21 protein-coding genes are annotated in these 18,595 nt (G+C 63.9%); 11 read left to right on the top strand and 10 right to left on the bottom strand.

The genetic code is table 11. From position 1 onward, the window contains the following. Window positions 1–256: 256 nt before the first annotated feature. Window positions 257–1,378, top strand: coding sequence for an NAD(P)/FAD-dependent oxidoreductase (locus ACH9L7_RS09170; RefSeq protein ID WP_396610420.1), 1,122 nt, complete (start codon window positions 257–259; stop codon window positions 1,376–1,378). 85 nt (window positions 1,379–1,463) lie between these two features. On the opposite strand, the gene ACH9L7_RS09165 is transcribed toward ACH9L7_RS09170, so the two are convergent. Then, on the bottom strand, window positions 1,464–1,970 hold the full coding sequence (locus tag ACH9L7_RS09165) for an Hsp20 family protein (protein ID WP_396610419.1): 507 nt from the start codon (window positions 1,968–1,970) through the stop codon (window positions 1,464–1,466). Continuing rightward, window positions 1,967–2,125 carry a hypothetical protein gene (locus ACH9L7_RS09160; RefSeq protein WP_396610418.1) on the bottom strand — a complete coding sequence of 53 codons (159 nt, stop codon included), beginning with the start codon at window positions 2,123–2,125 and terminating at the stop codon, window positions 1,967–1,969. Before ACH9L7_RS09160 ends, ACH9L7_RS09165 begins: the two co-directional genes overlap by 4 nt. 173 nt (window positions 2,126–2,298) lie before the next feature. Here ACH9L7_RS09160 and ACH9L7_RS09155 point away from each other — a divergent pair, with 173 nt between their 5' ends. Then, window positions 2,299–3,996: a radical SAM protein gene (locus ACH9L7_RS09155; protein WP_396610417.1), complete on the top strand. Its 1,698-nt coding sequence runs from the start codon at window positions 2,299–2,301 to the stop codon at window positions 3,994–3,996. Between the two features lie 229 nt (window positions 3,997–4,225). On the opposite strand, the gene ACH9L7_RS09150 is transcribed toward ACH9L7_RS09155, so the two are convergent. From ACH9L7_RS09150 to ACH9L7_RS09135, 4 genes are all read right to left on the bottom strand, one after another. Continuing rightward, on the bottom strand, window positions 4,226–4,630 hold the full coding sequence (locus ACH9L7_RS09150) for a TRAM domain-containing protein (RefSeq protein ID WP_396610416.1): 405 nt from the start codon (window positions 4,628–4,630) through the stop codon (window positions 4,226–4,228). A 61-nt stretch (window positions 4,631–4,691) separates the two neighbouring features. Continuing rightward, a complete protein-coding gene (locus tag ACH9L7_RS09145; protein ID WP_396610415.1) occupies window positions 4,692–5,366 on the bottom strand; it encodes a YkgJ family cysteine cluster protein in 675 nt (224 codons plus the stop codon). A 45-nt stretch (window positions 5,367–5,411) separates the two neighbouring features. After that, window positions 5,412–6,209, bottom strand: coding sequence for an MBL fold metallo-hydrolase (locus tag ACH9L7_RS09140; protein ID WP_396610414.1), 798 nt, complete (start codon window positions 6,207–6,209; stop codon window positions 5,412–5,414). 102 nt (window positions 6,210–6,311) lie between these two features. Beyond that, the gene (locus ACH9L7_RS09135) at window positions 6,312–6,584 is read right to left on the bottom strand and encodes a MarR family transcriptional regulator (protein WP_396610413.1); all 273 of its coding nucleotides are present in this window, start codon (window positions 6,582–6,584) and stop codon (window positions 6,312–6,314) included. A gap of 378 nt (window positions 6,585–6,962) precedes the next feature. On the opposite strand from ACH9L7_RS09135, the gene ACH9L7_RS09130 reads away from it, so the two are divergent. Then, complete coding sequence (locus tag ACH9L7_RS09130) at window positions 6,963–7,721, top strand: class I SAM-dependent methyltransferase (RefSeq protein ID WP_396610412.1); 759 nt, start codon at window positions 6,963–6,965, stop codon at window positions 7,719–7,721. A 68-nt stretch (window positions 7,722–7,789) separates the two neighbouring features. Further along, window positions 7,790–8,692, top strand: a complete 903-nt coding sequence (locus ACH9L7_RS09125; RefSeq protein ID WP_396610411.1) for a glycosyltransferase family 2 protein — start codon at window positions 7,790–7,792, stop codon at window positions 8,690–8,692. A gap of 24 nt (window positions 8,693–8,716) precedes the next feature. Here the strand turns inward: ACH9L7_RS09125 and ACH9L7_RS09120 are convergent, their stop codons facing one another. Continuing rightward, window positions 8,717–9,541 (bottom strand): amidohydrolase family protein, encoded by an 825-nt coding sequence (locus ACH9L7_RS09120; protein WP_396610410.1) that lies wholly within the window; start codon window positions 9,539–9,541, stop codon window positions 8,717–8,719. A gap of 147 nt (window positions 9,542–9,688) precedes the next feature. Between ACH9L7_RS09120 and ACH9L7_RS09115 the strand changes: the two genes are divergently transcribed. The 3 genes from ACH9L7_RS09115 (at window position 9,689) to thsA (ending at window position 12,419) form a co-directional block, all read left to right on the top strand. Further along, window positions 9,689–10,351: a helix-turn-helix domain-containing protein gene (locus ACH9L7_RS09115; protein ID WP_396610409.1), complete on the top strand. Its 663-nt coding sequence runs from the start codon at window positions 9,689–9,691 to the stop codon at window positions 10,349–10,351. Between the two features lie 89 nt (window positions 10,352–10,440). Then, window positions 10,441–10,722 (top strand): HalOD1 output domain-containing protein, encoded by a 282-nt coding sequence (locus tag ACH9L7_RS09110; RefSeq protein ID WP_396610408.1) that lies wholly within the window; start codon window positions 10,441–10,443, stop codon window positions 10,720–10,722. A gap of 134 nt (window positions 10,723–10,856) precedes the next feature. After that, on the top strand, window positions 10,857–12,419 hold the full coding sequence (gene thsA / locus ACH9L7_RS09105; protein WP_396613251.1) for a thermosome subunit alpha: 1,563 nt from the start codon (window positions 10,857–10,859) through the stop codon (window positions 12,417–12,419). A 72-nt stretch (window positions 12,420–12,491) separates the two neighbouring features. Here the strand turns inward: thsA and ACH9L7_RS09100 are convergent, their stop codons facing one another. From ACH9L7_RS09100 to ACH9L7_RS09090, 3 genes are read right to left on the bottom strand one after another with little or no spacing between them, the layout of a single operon-like run. Further along, complete coding sequence (locus tag ACH9L7_RS09100) at window positions 12,492–13,106, bottom strand: trimeric intracellular cation channel family protein (protein ID WP_396610407.1); 615 nt, start codon at window positions 13,104–13,106, stop codon at window positions 12,492–12,494. Continuing rightward, on the bottom strand, window positions 13,106–13,888 hold the full coding sequence (locus tag ACH9L7_RS09095) for an S-adenosyl-l-methionine hydroxide adenosyltransferase family protein (RefSeq protein ID WP_396610406.1): 783 nt from the start codon (window positions 13,886–13,888) through the stop codon (window positions 13,106–13,108). Before ACH9L7_RS09095 ends, ACH9L7_RS09100 begins: the two co-directional genes overlap by 1 nt. Before the next feature lies 1 nt (window position 13,889). Then, window positions 13,890–14,435, bottom strand: a complete 546-nt coding sequence (locus ACH9L7_RS09090; RefSeq protein WP_396610405.1) for a nicotinamide-nucleotide adenylyltransferase — start codon at window positions 14,433–14,435, stop codon at window positions 13,890–13,892. 169 nt (window positions 14,436–14,604) lie between these two features. Between ACH9L7_RS09090 and lonB the strand changes: the two genes are divergently transcribed. From lonB to ACH9L7_RS09070, 4 genes are all read left to right on the top strand, one after another. Further along, window positions 14,605–16,686 (top strand): ATP-dependent protease LonB, encoded by a 2,082-nt coding sequence (lonB, locus tag ACH9L7_RS09085; protein ID WP_396610404.1) that lies wholly within the window; start codon window positions 14,605–14,607, stop codon window positions 16,684–16,686. A 6-nt stretch (window positions 16,687–16,692) separates the two neighbouring features. Then, the gene (locus ACH9L7_RS09080) at window positions 16,693–17,565 is read left to right on the top strand and encodes a lysostaphin resistance A-like protein (RefSeq protein ID WP_396610403.1); all 873 of its coding nucleotides are present in this window, start codon (window positions 16,693–16,695) and stop codon (window positions 17,563–17,565) included. A 108-nt stretch (window positions 17,566–17,673) separates the two neighbouring features. Then, the gene (locus ACH9L7_RS09075) at window positions 17,674–18,012 is read left to right on the top strand and encodes a hypothetical protein (RefSeq protein ID WP_396610402.1); all 339 of its coding nucleotides are present in this window, start codon (window positions 17,674–17,676) and stop codon (window positions 18,010–18,012) included. A 90-nt stretch (window positions 18,013–18,102) separates the two neighbouring features. Next, window positions 18,103–18,594, top strand: coding sequence for a DM13 domain-containing protein (locus ACH9L7_RS09070; protein ID WP_396610401.1), 492 nt, complete (start codon window positions 18,103–18,105; stop codon window positions 18,592–18,594). Window position 18,595 lies beyond the last annotated feature (1 nt).

Raw genomic sequence — 18,595 nt, 5'->3', positions numbered from 1 at the left:
GACTGTGCCGGGTTCGGAGTGTCTCGACGACTGCCAGTTCGAGTACCGGAGGTGTTTTACGTCGACACCGGTGAAGACAAGTGACGGCACGGTTGGACGGCTCCTTTCGACCCATGTGGTTTCCACGCGGGTTACTGCTGGCCAACCTACCCCGTCTCTCTAACATTCGTGAGCGACTGCGACGTGCGCTCGATTACGCTGACCACACGACCGAAGAGCAACGGCTATTCAAGTCAACCGCCGACACAAACCGGGTATGGACAGTCCAGAGCGAATCGCTGTCGTTGGTGCTGGCGCAGTCGGCCTGACGACGGCGTTCGACCTCGCCGCTCGCGGCGCGCGCGTCACGCTCTTCGAACGAGACGACCCGGGCGCGGGGATGACCGGCCGTGCGGCAGGGATTTGCTACGACGCCTACGCCGAGGACGTAGACGTGGCAGTCGCCGACCGGGCGATGCAGCGCTTTCGGGAGTTCGACGGCAAAGGAGAGTTTGTCTTCCACGAGACGCCGTACGTCTTCCTCGCGCGCGAGGGCGACGACGCCAGCGCGACCGCGCTCTCAGAAGCGGTCGAGCGGATGCAGGTCCACAACCGGGCGGCCGAACTCATCACCCCCGACGAACTCGCCGACCGATTTCCGATTCGAACCGACGATGTGGCGCTCGCGGGCGTGAGCGAGACTGCTGGCTGGGCGGACCCGAGTGCGTACGTAGACTTGCTCGTAGAGCAGTGTGAGACCGAGGGCGTCGAGTTTCGCGTCGGTGAGGAAGTCTCGATTCGAACCGACCCACCCCGCGTCGTGACCGTCGACTCAGTCGTCCGGTTCGATGCCGTCGTCGTCGCGGCGGGTGTCCACTCGCGGGCACTCCTCGCCGATGCTGGACACCCGCTCGCGCTCAAACCCTACCGAGTGCAGGCGCTCGTCGCCGAGTGCGACTACGACGGTCCGACCGTCTACGACGCGACGGACGAATCCTATCTCCGGCCGCATCCGACCGGCGTCTTCGCCGGTGACGGCGTCGAACCGGTCGCGGCCGACCCGAGCGACTGGGACTCGTCCGCAGACGAGTGGTTCGTCGAGGAATCGACCGCCGCCGTCCGACACCGAACCGAAACCGACCCACGTGTCGAGCGTGCGTGGGCGGGCCTCTGCGGAGCGACACCGGACCGAAATCCGCTCGTCGGTGCGATTGCGGAGGGCGTCTCCGTCGCTGCCGGGTGGCACGGCCACGGCTTCATGTGGGCACCGGCACTCGGCGAGATGCTCGCAGCGGACGTTCTCGGAGACGACGGGCCTATCCCCGAGTCGTTCGACCCGCGCCGATTCGACGGTGATGAGGAGTTCGCGGTGGTCGACGGGATGACGCTCGACGAGTGAGTAACGGAAGGGAGAGGATAAGGAACGGTGAAACGGTGAGCGAGGAAGGGCGACCGTGGATTGCAGGCGTCTTGGTCGCCGAGTTTCAAGCGTCTTGGTCGTCAAGTTCGTCGTCCGGGCGCTCAGACTCGTCCGACTGGCCTTCCGCATCGACTTCGACTTCCCCGACGTCCTCTTCGCCGTCTTCTTCGGTGACTTCGATGTCGCTGGCGGTGCCGTCTTTCGGAATTTCGACCTGGAGTGTGCCGTTCTTCTTGACCGTCGCAGTGGCCTCGGCCGCCTCGACGGCGGCGTCGGACGGGAGTTTAGCGCTCCCGGAGAGCGTGAGTCCGCGGCCGGGGAACCGCATGTCGAACCCCTCGTAGAAGTCGCGGAAGCGGTCGATTCTGACCTCGACCTCACCTTCGAGGAACCGGACCTGCACGTCCTCGCTGCGCGCGCCGGGGGCGTCGAAGACGACGAGGTAGGCGTCCTCGGATTCGAGGAGGTCGTACGCGAGCGGCTTTCGCTCTTGCATTTGACTCACGCCGCGGCCGACCCGTTCGAGGACGGCGTTTGCCGCCGACTCGCCGAATTTGCGCAGGTCGCTCATAGCTGAATCTCCTCTAGGAATCGCGTTTCACCACAGTACGGGCAGGAAAAGTCCGCCACCGCCACGTCGTCTGGCATGTCGTAGGTGTAGTGCAACTCGAACATATCGAGTTCGCAGTCCTCGTTGGCGCACTTGACTTCGAGGGTCGCGGGCATACAGGGTGATTGCGCTCCCACGCCCATAAACGCGCTGGAGGCGGAAGGGCCGTGCTGTCGGTCGATGTGCGCCTCGTGCAGGTCGATGTCGGAGCGACTGGTTCCCTGTGGAGCGGTCGCTCCGGCGACCCGCGACCGGTTGGGTTTTCCGCATCGAACTCGAACCGTGACCGATGACCGACCCCGCCGACCTCACCGTGACCATCGTCGACGGATACGTCGACGAACCGGCGCACTTCGGTGTGCCGCCGTACATTTCGACGTACCCGCGCTTTACCGCTGGTGCATTGGTCGACGCGGGCGTCTCCGAGTCGAACGTCGTCTACCACACCATCGACGAACTCCGCGACGACCGACAGAAGTGGCGTGACGTCGCCGACGCGGACCTGCTGATATACGTCGGGGGGATGACCGTCCCCGGAAAGTACGTCGGCGGCACCCCGGCCGAACCCGACGAGGTTCGCGAACTCGCGTGGGTTGCCGAGGGAACGACACTGATGGGTGGCCCGATTCGCTTCGGCGTCGGCGAGGAGAACGCCGGCGGACAGGACATGGAGCGAAAGAACCTCGACTACGACTTCGTCGCCAAAGGCGACATCGAGGCGGCCGCCTACGACCTCGTCGACTCCGGCCTCGAAGGCTTCGGCAACCGGATGCGCGACAACGAGGAACTCGACCGCTGGGCGGCGAACGGCGCGTTCGTGGTCGAACAGCACCCGAATCACCCCGACCACCTCATCTGCGAGATGGAGACCTCTCGCGGATGCGCGTACCGATGTTCGTTCTGTACGGAACCGCTGTACGGGAACCCCGCGTTCCGCACTGCCGACTCCGTCGTCAAGGAAGTCGAGAACCTCTACAACCGCGGTGCGAGACACTTCCGTCTCGGCCGACAGGCCGACATTCTCGCGTTCGGCGGCGACGGTGAAGCCCCGAACCCGGATGCCCTGCGCCGTCTCTACGGCGGGATTCGAGAGGTTGCCCCCGACCTCGGGACGCTTCACCTCGACAACGTCAACCCCATCACTATCGTCGAGTGGCCCGAGAAATCCCGCGAGGCACTCGGCATCATCGCCGAGCACAACACGGCGGGTGACACCGCGGCGTTCGGCCTCGAATCCGCCGACCCCGTGGTACAGGAGGAAAACAACCTCAACGTCTCTGCCGAGGAGTGCTTCCGAGCGGTCAAAATCGTCAACGAAGTCGCCGGATGGCGACCCGGCGACGACCCGGCCGACGCCCCCACACACGGCCCAGAGGCCGCCAACCGACTGCCGAAACTCCTGCCCGGAATCAACCTCCTCCACGGCCTGAAGGGCGAACGCGAGGAGACCTTCGAGCACAACAAGCGATTCCTCCACCGCGTCTACGACGAGGGCCTGATGGTTCGCCGTATCAACATCCGGCAGGTCATGGCTTTCGACGGGACGGACATGTCAGACACCGGTGCCGACATCGCCCGGGACCACAAGCAACTGTTCAAGAAATACAAACAGGAAGTCCGCGAGGAAATCGACCGCCCGATGCTCCGACGGGTCGCGCCCCCCGGAACCGTCCTCCCGAACGTCCATCTGGAGTACCATCAGGACGGCCGCACCTTCGGCCGCCAACTCGGCACCTACCCGCTCCTCGTGGGGATTCCGGGTGAACTGGAACTCGGCCAGACTATCGACGCGGCCGTCGTCGACCACGGCTACCGCTCTGTGACCGGCGTTCCGTACCCCGTCGACCTCAATGAGGCGTCGATGAACGAACTCACCGCTATCCCCGGCATCGGCCGGTCGACGGCCGGTGACATCGTGGTGAACCGCCCGTACACGACCGCTGACGAGGCACCCACCGACGCCAATCTCGAAAAATACGTTCGATAGCTGTTCGCAGCGTTCAGAGTGAACGCTTCACTTGCAACGGTGCTCTCCCGTTCACTCGTAACTGTGGTGGGTCGTTCACTTGCACAGGTGGTCTGTTCCGGTGCCTCCGCTCGTGAGCGTCTCGTATTCCGTTGTGGCCGGCCGCGTCGCACGCGGCGGCCGTCACGCGAGCGTGTGAGGTGAGAAAACAGCCGGCGGAAGACGCGCCGACGCCAAACGAAGCGTCGCGTTAGAAGTCTTCGTCGACGACTTCGCCGACAGCGAAGTTGGATTTGACTTCCGTAATCTCGACTTTCACGCGCTCGTCGACGTCGGTTCCGGGGACGATGATAACGTAGCCGCGCTCGACGCGGGCGATACCGTCACCTTGCTTGCCGATATCTTCGATTTCGACGTAGCGGAGTTCCCCGACTTCCACCGGGGGTTGTGGTTCGGCGGACGGCGTGGTACCGCCGCTCGGTTCGGACACGGTCGTCTCGGATTCGTTACGAGAGATGAGAGCAACGCGATATGTCTCGCCGGGTTCGACGGTCCCGGTTTCGACCTCGCGGCGAGGAATCTCGACGACGTATCGGTCGTCCTCGGCGCGAACGTCCGCGTTGAACAGACACAGGAGTTTATCTGAGATTTCCACCGTAAGACCTCCACATATAGGTCAGTTCGGAGTCTTAAAGATGTACCGCCGTCAGGCAGATTCACTCCTCCAGCGGCGTTCCGTCGGGGCGCTTTGCCCCCTCGGAGTCGTGAACGACGACCTCACCAGATTCCGTCTCGACCGGCTTGTACGCCTCGCTGAGACGTGTCGCCTCTTCGACCTCTCGGATAGCACGCTCTTTGAGCGCCCGTGCCAGTTCCTCTGCGTCCGCCCGTGAGATGTCGCGGCCGAGGCCCTCGCACTCGTGGGCGCGGACCACTCCCTCTTTGTCCACTGCCTCGCCCATCGGTTGGCTCGTCCCCCCGAGGTCGACGCTGAATGGGTAGGTCTCACAGATGAGCGGCCGACTCTCGTGAACCGCACAGGCACCCACGCCGTCGTCGTCTTCCTCGTAGAACTGGCAGTCGCCGCAGGCGTCCGTCTGAAGCGCCCACTCGAAGGTCTCGCCTTCCGGGCCGTCGTCGCCCTCGACGAGGCCGTAAGGCATCGGGCGGGCCACGTCACGCCAGTCGTAGTTCTCGTCGGCCCCTTCCTGCAGGCCTCGCACTTCGTCGGGAAACACCGTTGCCGTATGGGGCTCGCGGCCGTCTTCGGTCTCGTAGCCCTTGCAGCACGCCCCACAGCGGGTGCATTCGAAGCCGATGGACTCGATGGCGTCGGCCAGTTCCGACTCGTCGAAGTCGCGGGCGCGTTCGAGTTCGGCTTCGAGGTCCATACACGCCCTGCGGGCGCGACGCCCAAGAGGGGCGCGGTTTCCGGGCTATCGTGGTCTCACGCGACCCGTCTCTGGGTTCCACCGAACCGCCCCCTCCGCGGCGAGCTTTTCGATGTGGGCGACGACCGTGGCCCGCGCCAAGTCTCGCACGCCAGAGATGTCCTTGTCGTAGGCGGCGTCAGTCACCGACTCGGGCGTCTCGTTGCCGGAGCGAACTGCGTCGAGGACCGATTGCTCGCGGGTGAGACGGTGGTCGATGATGCGGGCGAGGACCGGCCGTGGGTCGTCTATGATGGGTCCGTGGCCCGGAAGCAGGCGCTGTGGGTTGCGGGCATGCAGTCGCCGGAGTGCGACGAGGTACGCGCGCATGTCTCCTTCGGGCGCACCGACGACGACGCTTCCCTCGGCGACGGCGAGGTCGCCACACAGATAGTCGCCGTCGGCGACGAAGGTCACGTGGTCGCGGGCGTGGCCGGGTGTGTCGAGGACGGTGACACCGGTTCCGACGGGGATGGTCGTCCCCTCGACGAATGTCTGGTCGGGCTCGACCCCGGTCGCGTCGGTGAACACCGCTTCTCGTCCGCGGCGACACCAGACCGTCGCGTCAGTCTCGCGCGCATACGATGCTACCGCGCCGACGTGGTCGCGGTGGGTGTGTGTGACGACGATGTGTGAGACGCCCCGCGATTCGACCGCCGAGTCGAGTTCGGCCGTCCGTGCGGGTGGGTCGACGAGGAGCGCACCGTCTGTGGCGCTCCCGCCGTCGCTGGCGATGACGTAGGCGTTCGTCGCCCCGGTCGGGGCGCGAGTCGGGACGGAGACAGAGACGCGCGTGACCTGCATGGCGGCGGCTACGCTCGGGGTGAAGTTATCGGGTTCGCAAAATGGTGGCTTGGTCTGTGGGAGTACGCCCCCACGTGCGGTGGTCGATTGTACGCCGCCGGATTACGTGTTGAGGAAGTAAACCTGCTTGCGCGCGTCCTTGAAGGAGTAGCGCGAGCCAACGAGCTCCGACTCTTCGAGACGGTTGAGCGCGTAGCGGACGGTGCGGTCCGGAAGGAGCGATTCATCGGCGAGCTGGCCTTGCGAGAGGGGTGCATCGCTCTCGAGGACCTTTGCGACGAGCTTCGCGCTCGGGGGGAGTTCACGGAGGCGCTCGCGGAACTCGGCTTCCGAGAGCAGCTCTTCAGTATCAGGCTCTGCAGTGGTGGTGCTCATATTCCTCACACCAACCTCCTCTGTGTTAAGGGTTAGCTTCAAGTGTGACAAAACAATCCAGACACCTTATACACATATTATCATCATGAAGAAACAATATGTTCGTGAATTTCCGGTATAATTATACAGAATCTTGCATCGTATCGACCGCTGGCTTCTGGGTTCGGTAGTGGCCGAGCCCCGCGTGGCAACTGGGGCAGTGCACGACGAGCAACTCCTCATGGACGTGTCGTATCAAGTCCTCCGTCTCGTGTGTCTCTCCACAGATATGGCATGTTGGCATATCTCATGGTACGATGTCAAACAAGGAAAACGTATCCCCCGCCGCCGCGACATATCCAGTACCGTTTTACCGTCGCCCCTGCGACTACCCGTAGCGTGAAAGGAAAGGAGTGGTACCAGGCCGACGACGTCGCCCAGGAATACGACTCGAAGCGCTTCTCCAAGGGCGGTCGGCTCATCGACCGGCGAGAGAAAGAGGCGGTCCTCGCGGCACTCGGCCCTGTCGAGGACAAGAACATTCTCGAAATCGCCTGCGGAACTGGTCGCTTCACCGTGATGCTCGCTCAGGAGGGAGCGAACATCGTCGGACTGGATATTTCGCGGGCGATGATGGCACAGGGACGGGAGAAGGCTCGCGCGGCGGGTGTAGCCGACCGTATCGAGTTCCTCCGCGGCGACGCCGCACGCCTTCCTTTCCCAGACAACCACTTCGATGCGGTGTTTGCGATGCGCTTTTTCCACCTCGCTGACACCCCGGCGAAGTTCCTCGCGGAGATGGCGCGCGTCTCCAAAGAACAGGTCTTTTTCGACACGTTCAACGACCAGAGCCTCCGCGTCGCCTACAACTGGGTGCTCCCGATGGGGTCGCGTCTCTACTCGGAGCGAGAGGTGCTGCGTCTGCTCCACGACGCGGGTCTCGACCTCGTCGACGCCTCCCACGACTTCGTGCTGCCTTTCGGTTTCTACCGGAAGATTCCGAACGGGGTCGCACGACCGTTCCGCAGTCTCGACCTCGCGGTCGGTGACTCGCCGGTCGGCGACGACGTCGCGTCGGTTTCGTACTGGAGTGCGCACGTCGCTTCGACCGAAGCGGCGGACGCCCGCGCGACGGACCGCGCGAGCGACGCCGAGTGACGCGTCTACGGGAGGAATTAACACGATTCTCGATTCACATTTAAGTAGGTCCACCGCAAGTGTCGGGTATGGACCTCTCGGTTGTGCTCCCGACCCTCAATGGGCGGGACCGTCTCGCGGCCAGCCTCGACGCGCTGGCAGCCCACGCCCCTGACGCCGAAGTCGTCGTCGTCAACGGTCCGTCGGCCGACGGAACGACCGGGATGGTGCGAGAACGTGACGACGTTGACGTTCTCGTGGAGATTTCCGACCGGAATCTGAACGTGGCCCGGAACGCGGGCATCGAAGTCGCAAGCGGCGACGTTCTCGCACTCCTTCGGTACGACCTCTCGGTCGAGTCGTCGTGGCTCTCGGCGCTCGAAGACGGCATCGAAGACGCCGATGTCGTCACCGGACCGCTTCACCAGACGCTCGGCAACGGGATGACGACCGAGTCGCTCGAACAGAACACGATTGCCGGGCGGGAAGTCACGTACTTCAACGGCGGCAACGTCGCCTTCCGCCGACAGGCAATCGAGGCGCTCGACGGCTTCGACGAGTATCTGGAGACCGGCGGCGCGCGCGACGCCGCACACCGACTTGCCCACTTCGGCAAGGATGTCGTGTGGGAACCGGAGATGTGTGTTCGACGGGAGTTCGAGGCCGACGGCGGCATCTCCGAGCGAGACTGGGGCTGGAAGTACCGAGCGCTCACATATCGACTCGTAAAGAACTACGGCCCCCGACCTGCGACTGCGCAACGAACACTCAAACACGCTCTTTCTGACGCGGCACACGCCGCATACGGTGTCCTCACGGGCGATGTCACGCCATCCGGGTGGGTTGGAACTGGTCGCGATGTCATCGCCGGAATTTCGACGGGTGCATCTGACGGCCTCGTCGCTCGCGCACGCGACCGGTCGCGGACGCGAAACCCACATGGCTGTTCGAAGCGGGCCGACCGCGCAGTTGCCCGGTACGACTGGCGATAGAGCGCAAACAGTAACTCGACCGGGTTACTCGCCGCCCGGAGCGAGCGCGTCGATGACGCGCACCGCGTTCTTGGAGAAGGCCTTCGCCAGCGCGTCTTCGGACACGTCGAGCGTCAGAATCTCCATGACGCCGACGTTCGGGTGCGATTCGGGGGCACCACTACCGAAGAGAACACGGTCGGGGTGTTCGAGGAGTGCGCGTTCGAGGACGCTCCGATAGCGGACGAAGGTCGTATCCAGATACAACTCGTCGTGGTCGTCGAGCAGGTCGATAGCGTCGTGCATCAGGTCTCGGTCGAGCGGGAACCCGCCGAAACTCGACAGGATGACGGGGAAGCGACCGAGGAGCGACGACTCGACGGCCGACGGTGCGAACGATGTGCCGCCGTGGACGAACACGGGGAGACCGACCTGCTCCAGCATCGACAACGTCTCCTCGTCGGGCAGTCCGTCTACCGCGGGTGCGAGACAGAAGCCGTGGAATCGGTCGTCGTAGGCGTACTGCTCTACGTCGTCGGGGTCTGTGTGGTGGTCTGCGCGCGAGGATGTGAAGTTTCGAAGGCGAGCGGTCGCCCGGTCACTCGGGTCGCGCGGGCCGTTGATTCGGGCGAACGCCAGAAACGGCCTGTCGACGCTCATCCGCGCGACGGCGTTGTTCGGCCGCAGGTAACTCTTCCCGTCCGGTTGCCCCCCCGGCGAGACGACTGCGCGGACCACACCCGCCTGGTGCAGTTCACGCTCTAACCGTTCCGGACTAATCTCTCGTCCCCGCGCTGCCACCGACTGTTCGTCGGGGTCGAGGCGGGCGTTCACGTCGACAACCCTGAACCCGTGTTCCAACTCCAACATTGTCTTTTGCTCATCAGTGGGCATCAAATAGGTTGTAGAAATTCCGGGGCGAGAGACCTGTAACGCAAAGATACATTCATTTCTGTCATCTCTCTCAATCGGTACACAACGACTCACATTTTTGCCCGAATCCCACGTATTGAAACTGTGCGTCTGATTGCAGAGGCCATCGCCCCGTTTTCGGCGCTTCCACTGGCGACACCAGATGCGCTCGACGGCCTCGAACTCGAACTCGAACGGTCGGTTCCAACGACCGAGCGGGCACAACCGCTTCTCTGGGTGTGGGGGCAGGAGGCAGCAGCGTTCGACACCTCCGTCGCTTCCGCGCCCGGCTTTAGCGTCGCCTCGCGTATCGAAACGGTTCCGGGTGGGGCACTGTACCAACTCGAGTGGGAACCGTCGCAAATCACGCTTTTTTCGGTCCTCTCCGACCTCAACATCACGCTCTTGGAGTGTGTCAATTCCGAGGGGTACTGGGAACTTCGGCTCCGTGCACCCTCGCACACGTCTCTTAGCGACCTCCGGAAGCACTGCAAAAACCACGGTATCACCATCGAGTTCGACCGCATCAGGTCGGTCGCTGAGGAAGCCGCACCGCTCGGGACGTTGCTCACCGAGGACCAACGCGAAGCGCTCGTCCTCGCGCTCGAACAGGGATACTTCGACGACCACCGCCGGACATCGCTCGACGAACTCGGTGGTGAACTCGATATCTCGCGGCAGGCCGTCGCCGGAAGGCTTCGGCGTGCGTACCGAACGCTCGCGGAGCGAGTCAGGGACGAGTCTGCCCGAACGGACCGCGTGAATTAACACCGCTGTAACCATTTTTCGGGGGGTTCACCGCTCGACCTTTCATAGTCAACCCACACGCATAGGTACCGCATCTCCGTTAACAGTGTATGGATGACCAGCGCGATGGGAATGCTGGGTCCGTGGTCTCAGAGTCTCTCGACGGATACGAAGATATTGCAGTTGCAGTCACCTCGGCTGTGGCGAGGGCGGCCGAACTTCACCCGCTCGACCTGCCGCCGTTGACTGACGTTGGTATCGACCCCGAGGCACTCGATACGCTCTTCGAGACCACTCACGATCCGACTCTCAGTTTCACATTTCGATATGCAGGACACCTCGTCACACTCGACGGTGGCGGTTCTCTCACCGTCGGTGAAAGCGAGGAATAGCCGCGACCCGAGACAACGTTTGAACGCCGGTATTCTGGACTCTGACGTGTGAGTTCATAGTGCAAAGTGCGGAGAAAATTATTTATAGAACTGCAATCGTTGGTAGCGTTTGAGGTTTCAATATGGCTTCACGAATGCAGCAACCGATGTACATCCTGGCAGAGGGGTCGCAAAGAACACGCGGTCGGTCCGCGCAGGACTCGAACATCCGCGCCGGAAAGGCGGTCGCCGAGGCCGTACGGACCACGCTCGGGCCGCGTGGGATGGACAAGATGCTCGTCGACTCCTCGGGTGAGGTCGTCATCACGAACGACGGTGCGACCATCCTCGAGGAGATGGACATCGAACACCCCGCTGCACAGATGATCGTCGAAGTCTCCCAGACCCAAGAGGAGGAAGTCGGTGACGGGACGACCACCGCTGCCGTCCTCACCGGCGAACTCCTCGCTCACGCCGAGGACCTCCTCGACGACGACATCCACCCGACCGTCATCGTCGAAGGGTACACCGAAGCGGCGGCAATTGCGCAGGACGCTATCGACGAGATGGTCCTCGACGCCGAACTCGACGACGACCGCCTCCAGAAAGTCGCCGAGTCATCTATGACTGGAAAGGGAACCGGCGACGTGACCGCGGACGTGCTTGCGAAACACGTCGTCAAGGGCGTCAAGATGGTCCACGAGGACAACGACGGTCCGTTCGACCGCGACAACGTCCGCGTCCTCACCCGCACGGGCGCGTCGTCGTCCGCGACCGAACTCGTCGAAGGCGTCGTCCTCGACAAGGACCCCGTCAGCGACAACATGCCGCAGTCGGTCGAAGACGCCACCGTGGCCGTCCTCGACGCGAAACTCGACGTGCGCGAAAGCGGGATGGACACCGAGTACAACATCACCTCGGTCGACCAACTTACTGCGGCCATCGACGCCGAGGACGCCGAACTCCGCGGTTACGCGACGGCACTCAAGGAGGCCGGTGTCGATGTCGTGTTCTGCACGAAGTCCATCGACGACCGCGTCGCTGGCTACCTCGCCGACGCGGGCATCCTCGCGTTCAAGAGCGTGAAGAAGTCCGACGCCAGTTCCATCGCCCGCGCGACCGGCGCGAAGCGTCTCGGGACGCTCGAAGATATCGAAGCGTCGGACCTCGGCCACGTCGACTCGGTCAGTCTCCGCACGTTCGGCGACGACGAACTCACCTTCGTCGAGGGCGGCGCAGCGGCCAAGGCCGTGACGCTGTTCCTCCGTGGTGGCACCGAACACGTCGTCAACGAACTCGAACGCGCCATCAACGACGCCATCGACGTCGTCGTCGCCGCACTCGACAAGGGCGGTGTCGTCCCCGGTGCCGGTGCGACCGAAATCGCCATCGCCGACCGCATCCGCTCGAAGGCCGCCGGTATCGAGGGCCGCAAGCAACTCGCCGTCGAAGCCTACGCCGACGCCATGGAGGCGCTCCCGCGCACCCTTGCGGAAAACACGGGCATGGACCCCATCGACGCGCTCGTCGACCTGCGCGCCCGCTACGAGAACGAGGGCATCGCCGGTATCATCTCGACCGGCCGGGCGGGTGAAATCGGCGACCCCGTCGAATACGGCGTCATCGACCCCGCAGCAGTCAAGCGCGAAGCCATCGAATCCGCCACCGAAGCCGCGACGATGATTGTCCGCATCGACGACGTTATCGCCGCTGAATAAGCCCCCACCGACGGCGACACCCTCTGGTCGCCAACACGCTTCGACCAACGTCGCCTCTCTTTTGTCTCGAACTCACACCCGCGGCAGTCGCCACTCGTACCGAAGTGCCATCATCCGCACGAGGAACACCAGCGCGGCGCAGAGACCGGACGGAATCCCGGTCGGCGCACCCACCCACTGCGCGGCGAGGAACGCGATGCCGCCGAGGACAGCAGGCGTCGCATAGAAGTCGTCGCGGAGTACGACCGGCACGCGGCCGATGAGGATATCGGCGATAGAGCCGCCGCCGACCCCCGTGATGGTCCCGAGGATGACGATTCCGAACGGCGAGACACCTGCTTCGACGCCGACGAGCGACCCCGTGGCGGCGAAGGCGGCGAGGCCGATTGCGTCAGAGGTCAAGAACGCGGGATGGTCGCGGACGCGGCCCTGCATCATGTGGATGAGGATGATAGCGAGGCCGACGCCGACGAGGGCGACCGACATGTCGCCAGTCGTCGCGAGCGATGCCGGAATCCGCCCCACGAGGATGTCGCGGGTCGTCCCGCCACCGAGGGCAGTGACGACGCCGAGGACGGCCACGCCGAACACGTCGAGACCGGCGTCGGCCGCCTTGAGCGACCCGGCGACGGCGAACGCGAGGAGACCGACAATGTTCATCACCGCGAAGGGAGCGAGGTCGACCATCAGTCGCGGACCACGCGAACGTCGTCGCCCGGGGCGAGACCAAACGCTTCGTCTCCGCGGCCGTGGTTCACGTCGCACTCGACGTTGCCGTGACTGCCGACGGTGACGAGTCGCTCGCCTCGCGGAACCGCGTCGAAGGTGTGGCCCACCGGGACCGCCTCACCGTTTACTTCGACGTGGTCGCACCCGCGGACGAAGTCGCCCGGAACGTTCGTGATGCAGTTGCCGAAGTCGTCGACGACGAGGACGTCGCCGGTTGCGACTCCCCGGTCGGACTCGACCGTCGCACGCGGAAGCACGAGGTCGACGAGTTCGTCTGGGTCGAGTGGTGAGAATCGTTCGATGTCGCCGAGGTCAGCGGGCGGCACGTCGTGGGCGTCCGCCGCGGCCGGTGCGAACACGTCTCGGCCGTGGAACGTCGTCGAAGCCGGATTCTCGACGACGATTTCGTAGGCATCGATTGTCGGGGTCCCCTCGTGTTCGTCGGCGATGCGACGCGCCGGGGGGCGGAGAACACCGTTGTCCGGCCCGACGAGAACGTGGTCGCCGACGCGGAGAACGATTGCTCGGCGGTCGGTTCCGACGCCGGGGTCGACGACAACGAGGTGGACCGCAGGCGGAAAGTACGGAAGCGTCTCGCGAAGCCAGAACGAAGCGGCTCGGACATCCTGTCTGGGCAGGTCGTGCGCAACGTCGACGAGGCGGGCGTCTGTCCGCGAGAGGACGACACCTTTCATCGCCGCAGGGTACGCCGACCCGAAGTCAGACGCGAGGGTGATCATCTCAGCACGGACTAGAGTTGTCGTCGGTGGTTACGTGTTCGGCCCCGTCGGAGGCGGTCACGCGCTGAATGCGCTCGATACCGCCGATTTCGTAGACGACATCCACAACCGCGTCGGGGACGAGTGACTCCCAGTCTCGGTCCTCGATCATTCGCTGGCGGACTTCGGTCCCTTCCAGCACCTCGCGGTTGAACATGGGCGACTGCCGAACCTCGACGCCCGCCTCTTTGAACAGTTGGATGACGAGTGGATTGTTCGAATAGGCGACTTCGAACGCCGGCGACATCGACTGGACGTGGCTCACCCACACCGAGTTGCGGTCCAAGTCTTCGATGGGAACCGCGTACGTTGTGACATCGAAGTCTTTGACGGCTTTCGTAACCATCATGATTCGCTCTCCGGCGGTGAAGGGGTTTCGCGGCGAGTGCGAGTCGCCAGCGGACCCGATACCGAGAACGAGTTCGTCGACTTCTGCGGCTATCTCTTCGACCATCCGGTGGTGGCCGTTGTGGTACGGCTGAAACCGGCCGATATAGAACCCCCGCATTGGTCAGGGCTTAGGTTGCTCTACTTATAAATACGCCGAGTTATCTGAATTTCGGTATTCTGGTGGTAGGACTGTCGAAACCGGATAATACGGCCCGGTACGGTGGGTGCAATTGGGGAGAAAGTATATCAGGCGTAGGGCCCTCGTTAGAAGTAGCGACGACAGTTCTATGAGTAACGACACGAACACCGACGACAGCCTCCGCGAGGGGGAGGAATCGCCCGACGACGCGCCCCACGGTGCGGGTGGCGACAGCGGGACGTTCCCCCATCACGAGGAGGCCGATGAGGTCGACAAGAAGACTATCGACGACCTCGGGAGTGATGTCGAGATCGAGGCCGACATAGCCGACGACGTGGACGAGGATGACCTCCTCGGCGGACTCGAAATCGGGTCTACCGACGAAATTTCCGTCCCCGACCGGCTGGTCGACCAGGTCATCGGGCAGGAGCACGCTCGCGATGTCATCATGAAGGCGGCCAAGCAGCGTCGCCACGTTATGATGATCGGCTCCCCGGGTACGGGGAAGTCGATGCTCGCGAAAGCGATGTCCGAACTCCTCCCGCGCGAGGAGTTACAGGACGTTCTCGTCTACCACAACCCCGACGACGGTAACCAACCCAAGGTCCGCACTGTCCCCTCGGGCAAGGGCGACCAAATCGTCGAAGCGCACAAAGAAGAGGCACGAAAGCGCAATCAGATGCGCTCGTTCCTCATGTGGATTATCATCGCCATCGTGCTGGGCTACTCGCTTATCATCGCCCGGCAGGTACTCCTCGGCATTCTCGCCGCGGGTATCATCTATCTCGCGTTCCGCTACGGGTCGCGCGGGAGCGACGCGATGATTCCGAACCTCATCGTGAACACCGCCGACCAGAAGGCCGCGCCTTTCCAGGACGCCACCGGTGCCCACGCGGGTGCACTGCTCGGTGACGTTCGCCACGACCCCTTCCAGTCCGGTGGCATGGAGACGCCGAGTCACGACCGCGTCGAACCCGGTGCCATCCACAAGGCCAACAAAGGCGTGCTGTTCATCGACGAGATCAACACGCTCGACGTGCGCAGCCAACAGCACCTGATGACGGCCATTCAGGAAGGCGAGTTCGGTATCACCGGCCAGTCCGAGCGCTCCTCGGGTGCGATGGTCCAGACCGAACCCGTCCCGACGGACTTCATCATGATCGCTGCGGGTAACCTCGACGCGATGGAGAACATGCACCCCGCACTCCGCTCTCGTATCAAGGGCTACGGGTACGAGGTCTACATGGACGACACTATCGAGGACACCCCCGAGATGCGCCGCAAGTACGCGCGCTTCGTCGCGCAGGAAGTGGCCAACGACGGTCGTCTGCCGGCGTTCACCGCGGAGGCCGTCGAGGAAATCATCCTCGAAGCCCGCCGCCGCGCTGGCCGCAAGGGCCACCTGACCCTCAAGTTCCGTGACCTCGGTGGGTTAGTCCGCGTCGCAGGCGACATCGCCCGCGGCGAGAGCGCCGAGGAGACGACCCGCGACCACGTGCTGCAGGCGAAGCGCCGCGCGCGCTCCATCGAGCAGCAGATTGCCGACCAGTACATCGAGCGCCGCAAGGACTACGAACTCTCGGTCAACGAAGGGTTCGTTACCGGCCGCGTCAACGGCCTCGCCGTCATGGGACAGGATTCCGGTATCATGCTCCCCGTGATGGCCGAAGTCACGCCGTCGCAGGGTCCGGGACAGGTCATCGCCACGGGGCAACTCAAGGAGATGGCCGAAGAGTCCGTCCAGAACGTCTCTGCCATCATCAAGAAGTTCTCCAACCAGGACCTCTCGGAGATGGACGTGCACGTGCAGTTCGTCCAGACCGGCCAGCAGGGTGTCGACGGCGACTCCGCGTCCATCACGGTCGCGACGGCCGTCATCTCCGCCCTGGAGGACATTCCCATCGACCAGTCGGTCGCTATGACCGGTTCGCTGTCGGTGCGCGGTGACGTGCTCCCGGTCGGCGGGGTGACCCACAAGATCGAAGCCGCCGCCAAGGCTGGCTGTGGCACGGTCATCATCCCGGCCGCCAACGAGCAGGATGTCATGATCGAAGACGAGTACAAGGAGATGGTGGACATCATCCCCGTCTCGCACATCAGCGAAGTCCTCGATGTCGCCCTCGAAGGCGAACCCGAGAAGGACTCGCTCGTGGACCGTCTCAAGAGCATCACCGGCTCTGCGCTCAACAAGGGCAAGGGCGTCGGACCGTCCAGCCCGAGTCCGCAGTAACGCCGAATGACAGACTGGGCGGCATTCGCTGGCTTCACCGGCGTCATTCTCGCCGTCCTGCTTGCACTCGCACACCTCTCGCGTGGCATTCCCCACGCTGACGGTGGCGACCCATATTTTGACCGCGACGCCGACTCGCGAGCGGCCGCTGTCGACGACGATTCTGACGCGGACTCATCCGAGGCGCGGCCCGTGGATTCGAACACCACCCACGGAGAAGCCGATGGTACCCATCACGATGCTCCCGCCCCATCGGGCGCTCCCTTCCCACCGATGGGCGAAGACAGCGTACCGTCGCCCGACATCCCGCCGCAGATGCTCCTCGCAAACGTCGCCGTCTCGCAGGGGCTGTTGGGGGTGTTCCTCGTCACGAGTGTGTGGTACACGTCCGTCCCGGTGTCGGCGCTCGGCCTCTCGTTTACGGGTCTGCCGTCGAAACTCGCACTCGGGGTCGCGCTCGGAATCGCACTCTATGCAGTCAACAGAGCCGGGACGTCGGTGTCCCGCGAGTTCGGTCTCGTCCCCGACGAGTCGCTCCGCGAGACGCTCACCCCGGAGACGGCCGCCGGGTGGGCGCTACTGCTCTTCGCGGTGCTTCCACTCATCGCGGGGTTCGAAGAACTCCTGTTCCGCGGGGCGCTGGTCGGGGCCATCTCGGTCGGATTCGACGTGTCGCCGTGGTTCATGGCGACACTCTCTTCTGTCGCGTTCGGCGTCGGCCACGGCGCACAGGGGCGACTCGGAATCGTCGTCACCGGACTGCTCGGGTTCGTCCTCGCTGCGGCGTTCGTCCTCACCGAGAGTCTGGTCGTTGTCGTCGTGGCCCACTACCTCGTGAACGCACTGGAGTTCGTCTGCCACCACCTGTTCGGCTGGTAGACGTCCGGGAGTCGGCCCTCGTGTTTGCCCCGTGGCACACCTCGTGTTTAACCCGTGAACAGTTCCGCGAGGCAGGGTGTTCAAGTTCTCCGCGTGCGGCTACTCTGTATGGATATCGATACGCGGACGTTGGCACAGGCTGGACTCATCGGCTACATTGCACTCGTCGTCGCGTCCATCTTCTCCGGAGATCCGACGCTGGCACTCGCGACGGATGTCGCCTTCGGCGTCGTTGCCGTTCTCCTCGGTATCGTCACGCTTCAGGTACCCGTCGACAATCAGCTAAAGTACGTCGCGGGCGGCGGGTTCCTCCTCGCGGGACTCGCCCAGTTCGTCGAAATCGTGACCAACAATCAGGCGATTGGCTTAGCGAGCACGCTGTTCCTCCTCGGCGGCCTTCTCGGCTATCTGGTCTTGCGGCGGCAGACCGACACCGCACCGTTTTAGGCCTGCACGGCCACGTTCCGTCGAGATTTGGTACTAACTTTGGGGCAACTTGGCACATCGGTTATGCTTTGACGACCCCCTTTTTCTGGTATGAAACGTCGAACGCTCCTCGGACTGGTTGGTGGCGGTGCCGCCGTCGCTGTCGGCGGCGCAGCGGTGGCCGAGTTGTTCCTGCCGGAGCAAGCGACGCGGGTCACCGACGAGGAACCCCCGGAAAGTGCGACGCCGCTTTCTCGCGGGTCGTTCGTCGGGAAAGCGGCCCACGAGGTAAGCGGGACGGTCACGCTCGCGCGCGACAGCGAGGGCTATATCCTCCGCTTCGAGGACTACGAGCAGACGCAGGGACCGGACGTGTTCGTCTACCTCACGCCCGACCCCGACCCAGACACGAAAGCCGCGGTTTCGGCCGGGGTGAAAGTCCTCATCGACGGTGGCGAAGACGGCGGCGAGAGCACGAAACTCGGAACGTTCGTCCAGCGACTCGACGACGTGGGCGACCCGACGCGATTCCGCGGTGTCGCTATCTGGTGCGACAGGTTTTCTGTTCCGTTCGGGGCGGCGACGCTCGCGCCGGTCGAGTAGT

Origin of the sequence: Haloferax sp. S1W (genome assembly GCF_044593955.1) — an archaeon.
Lineage (GTDB): Archaea > Halobacteriota > Halobacteria > Halobacteriales > Haloferacaceae > Haloferax.
This window is presented reverse-complemented; position numbering and strand designations above follow the sequence as displayed.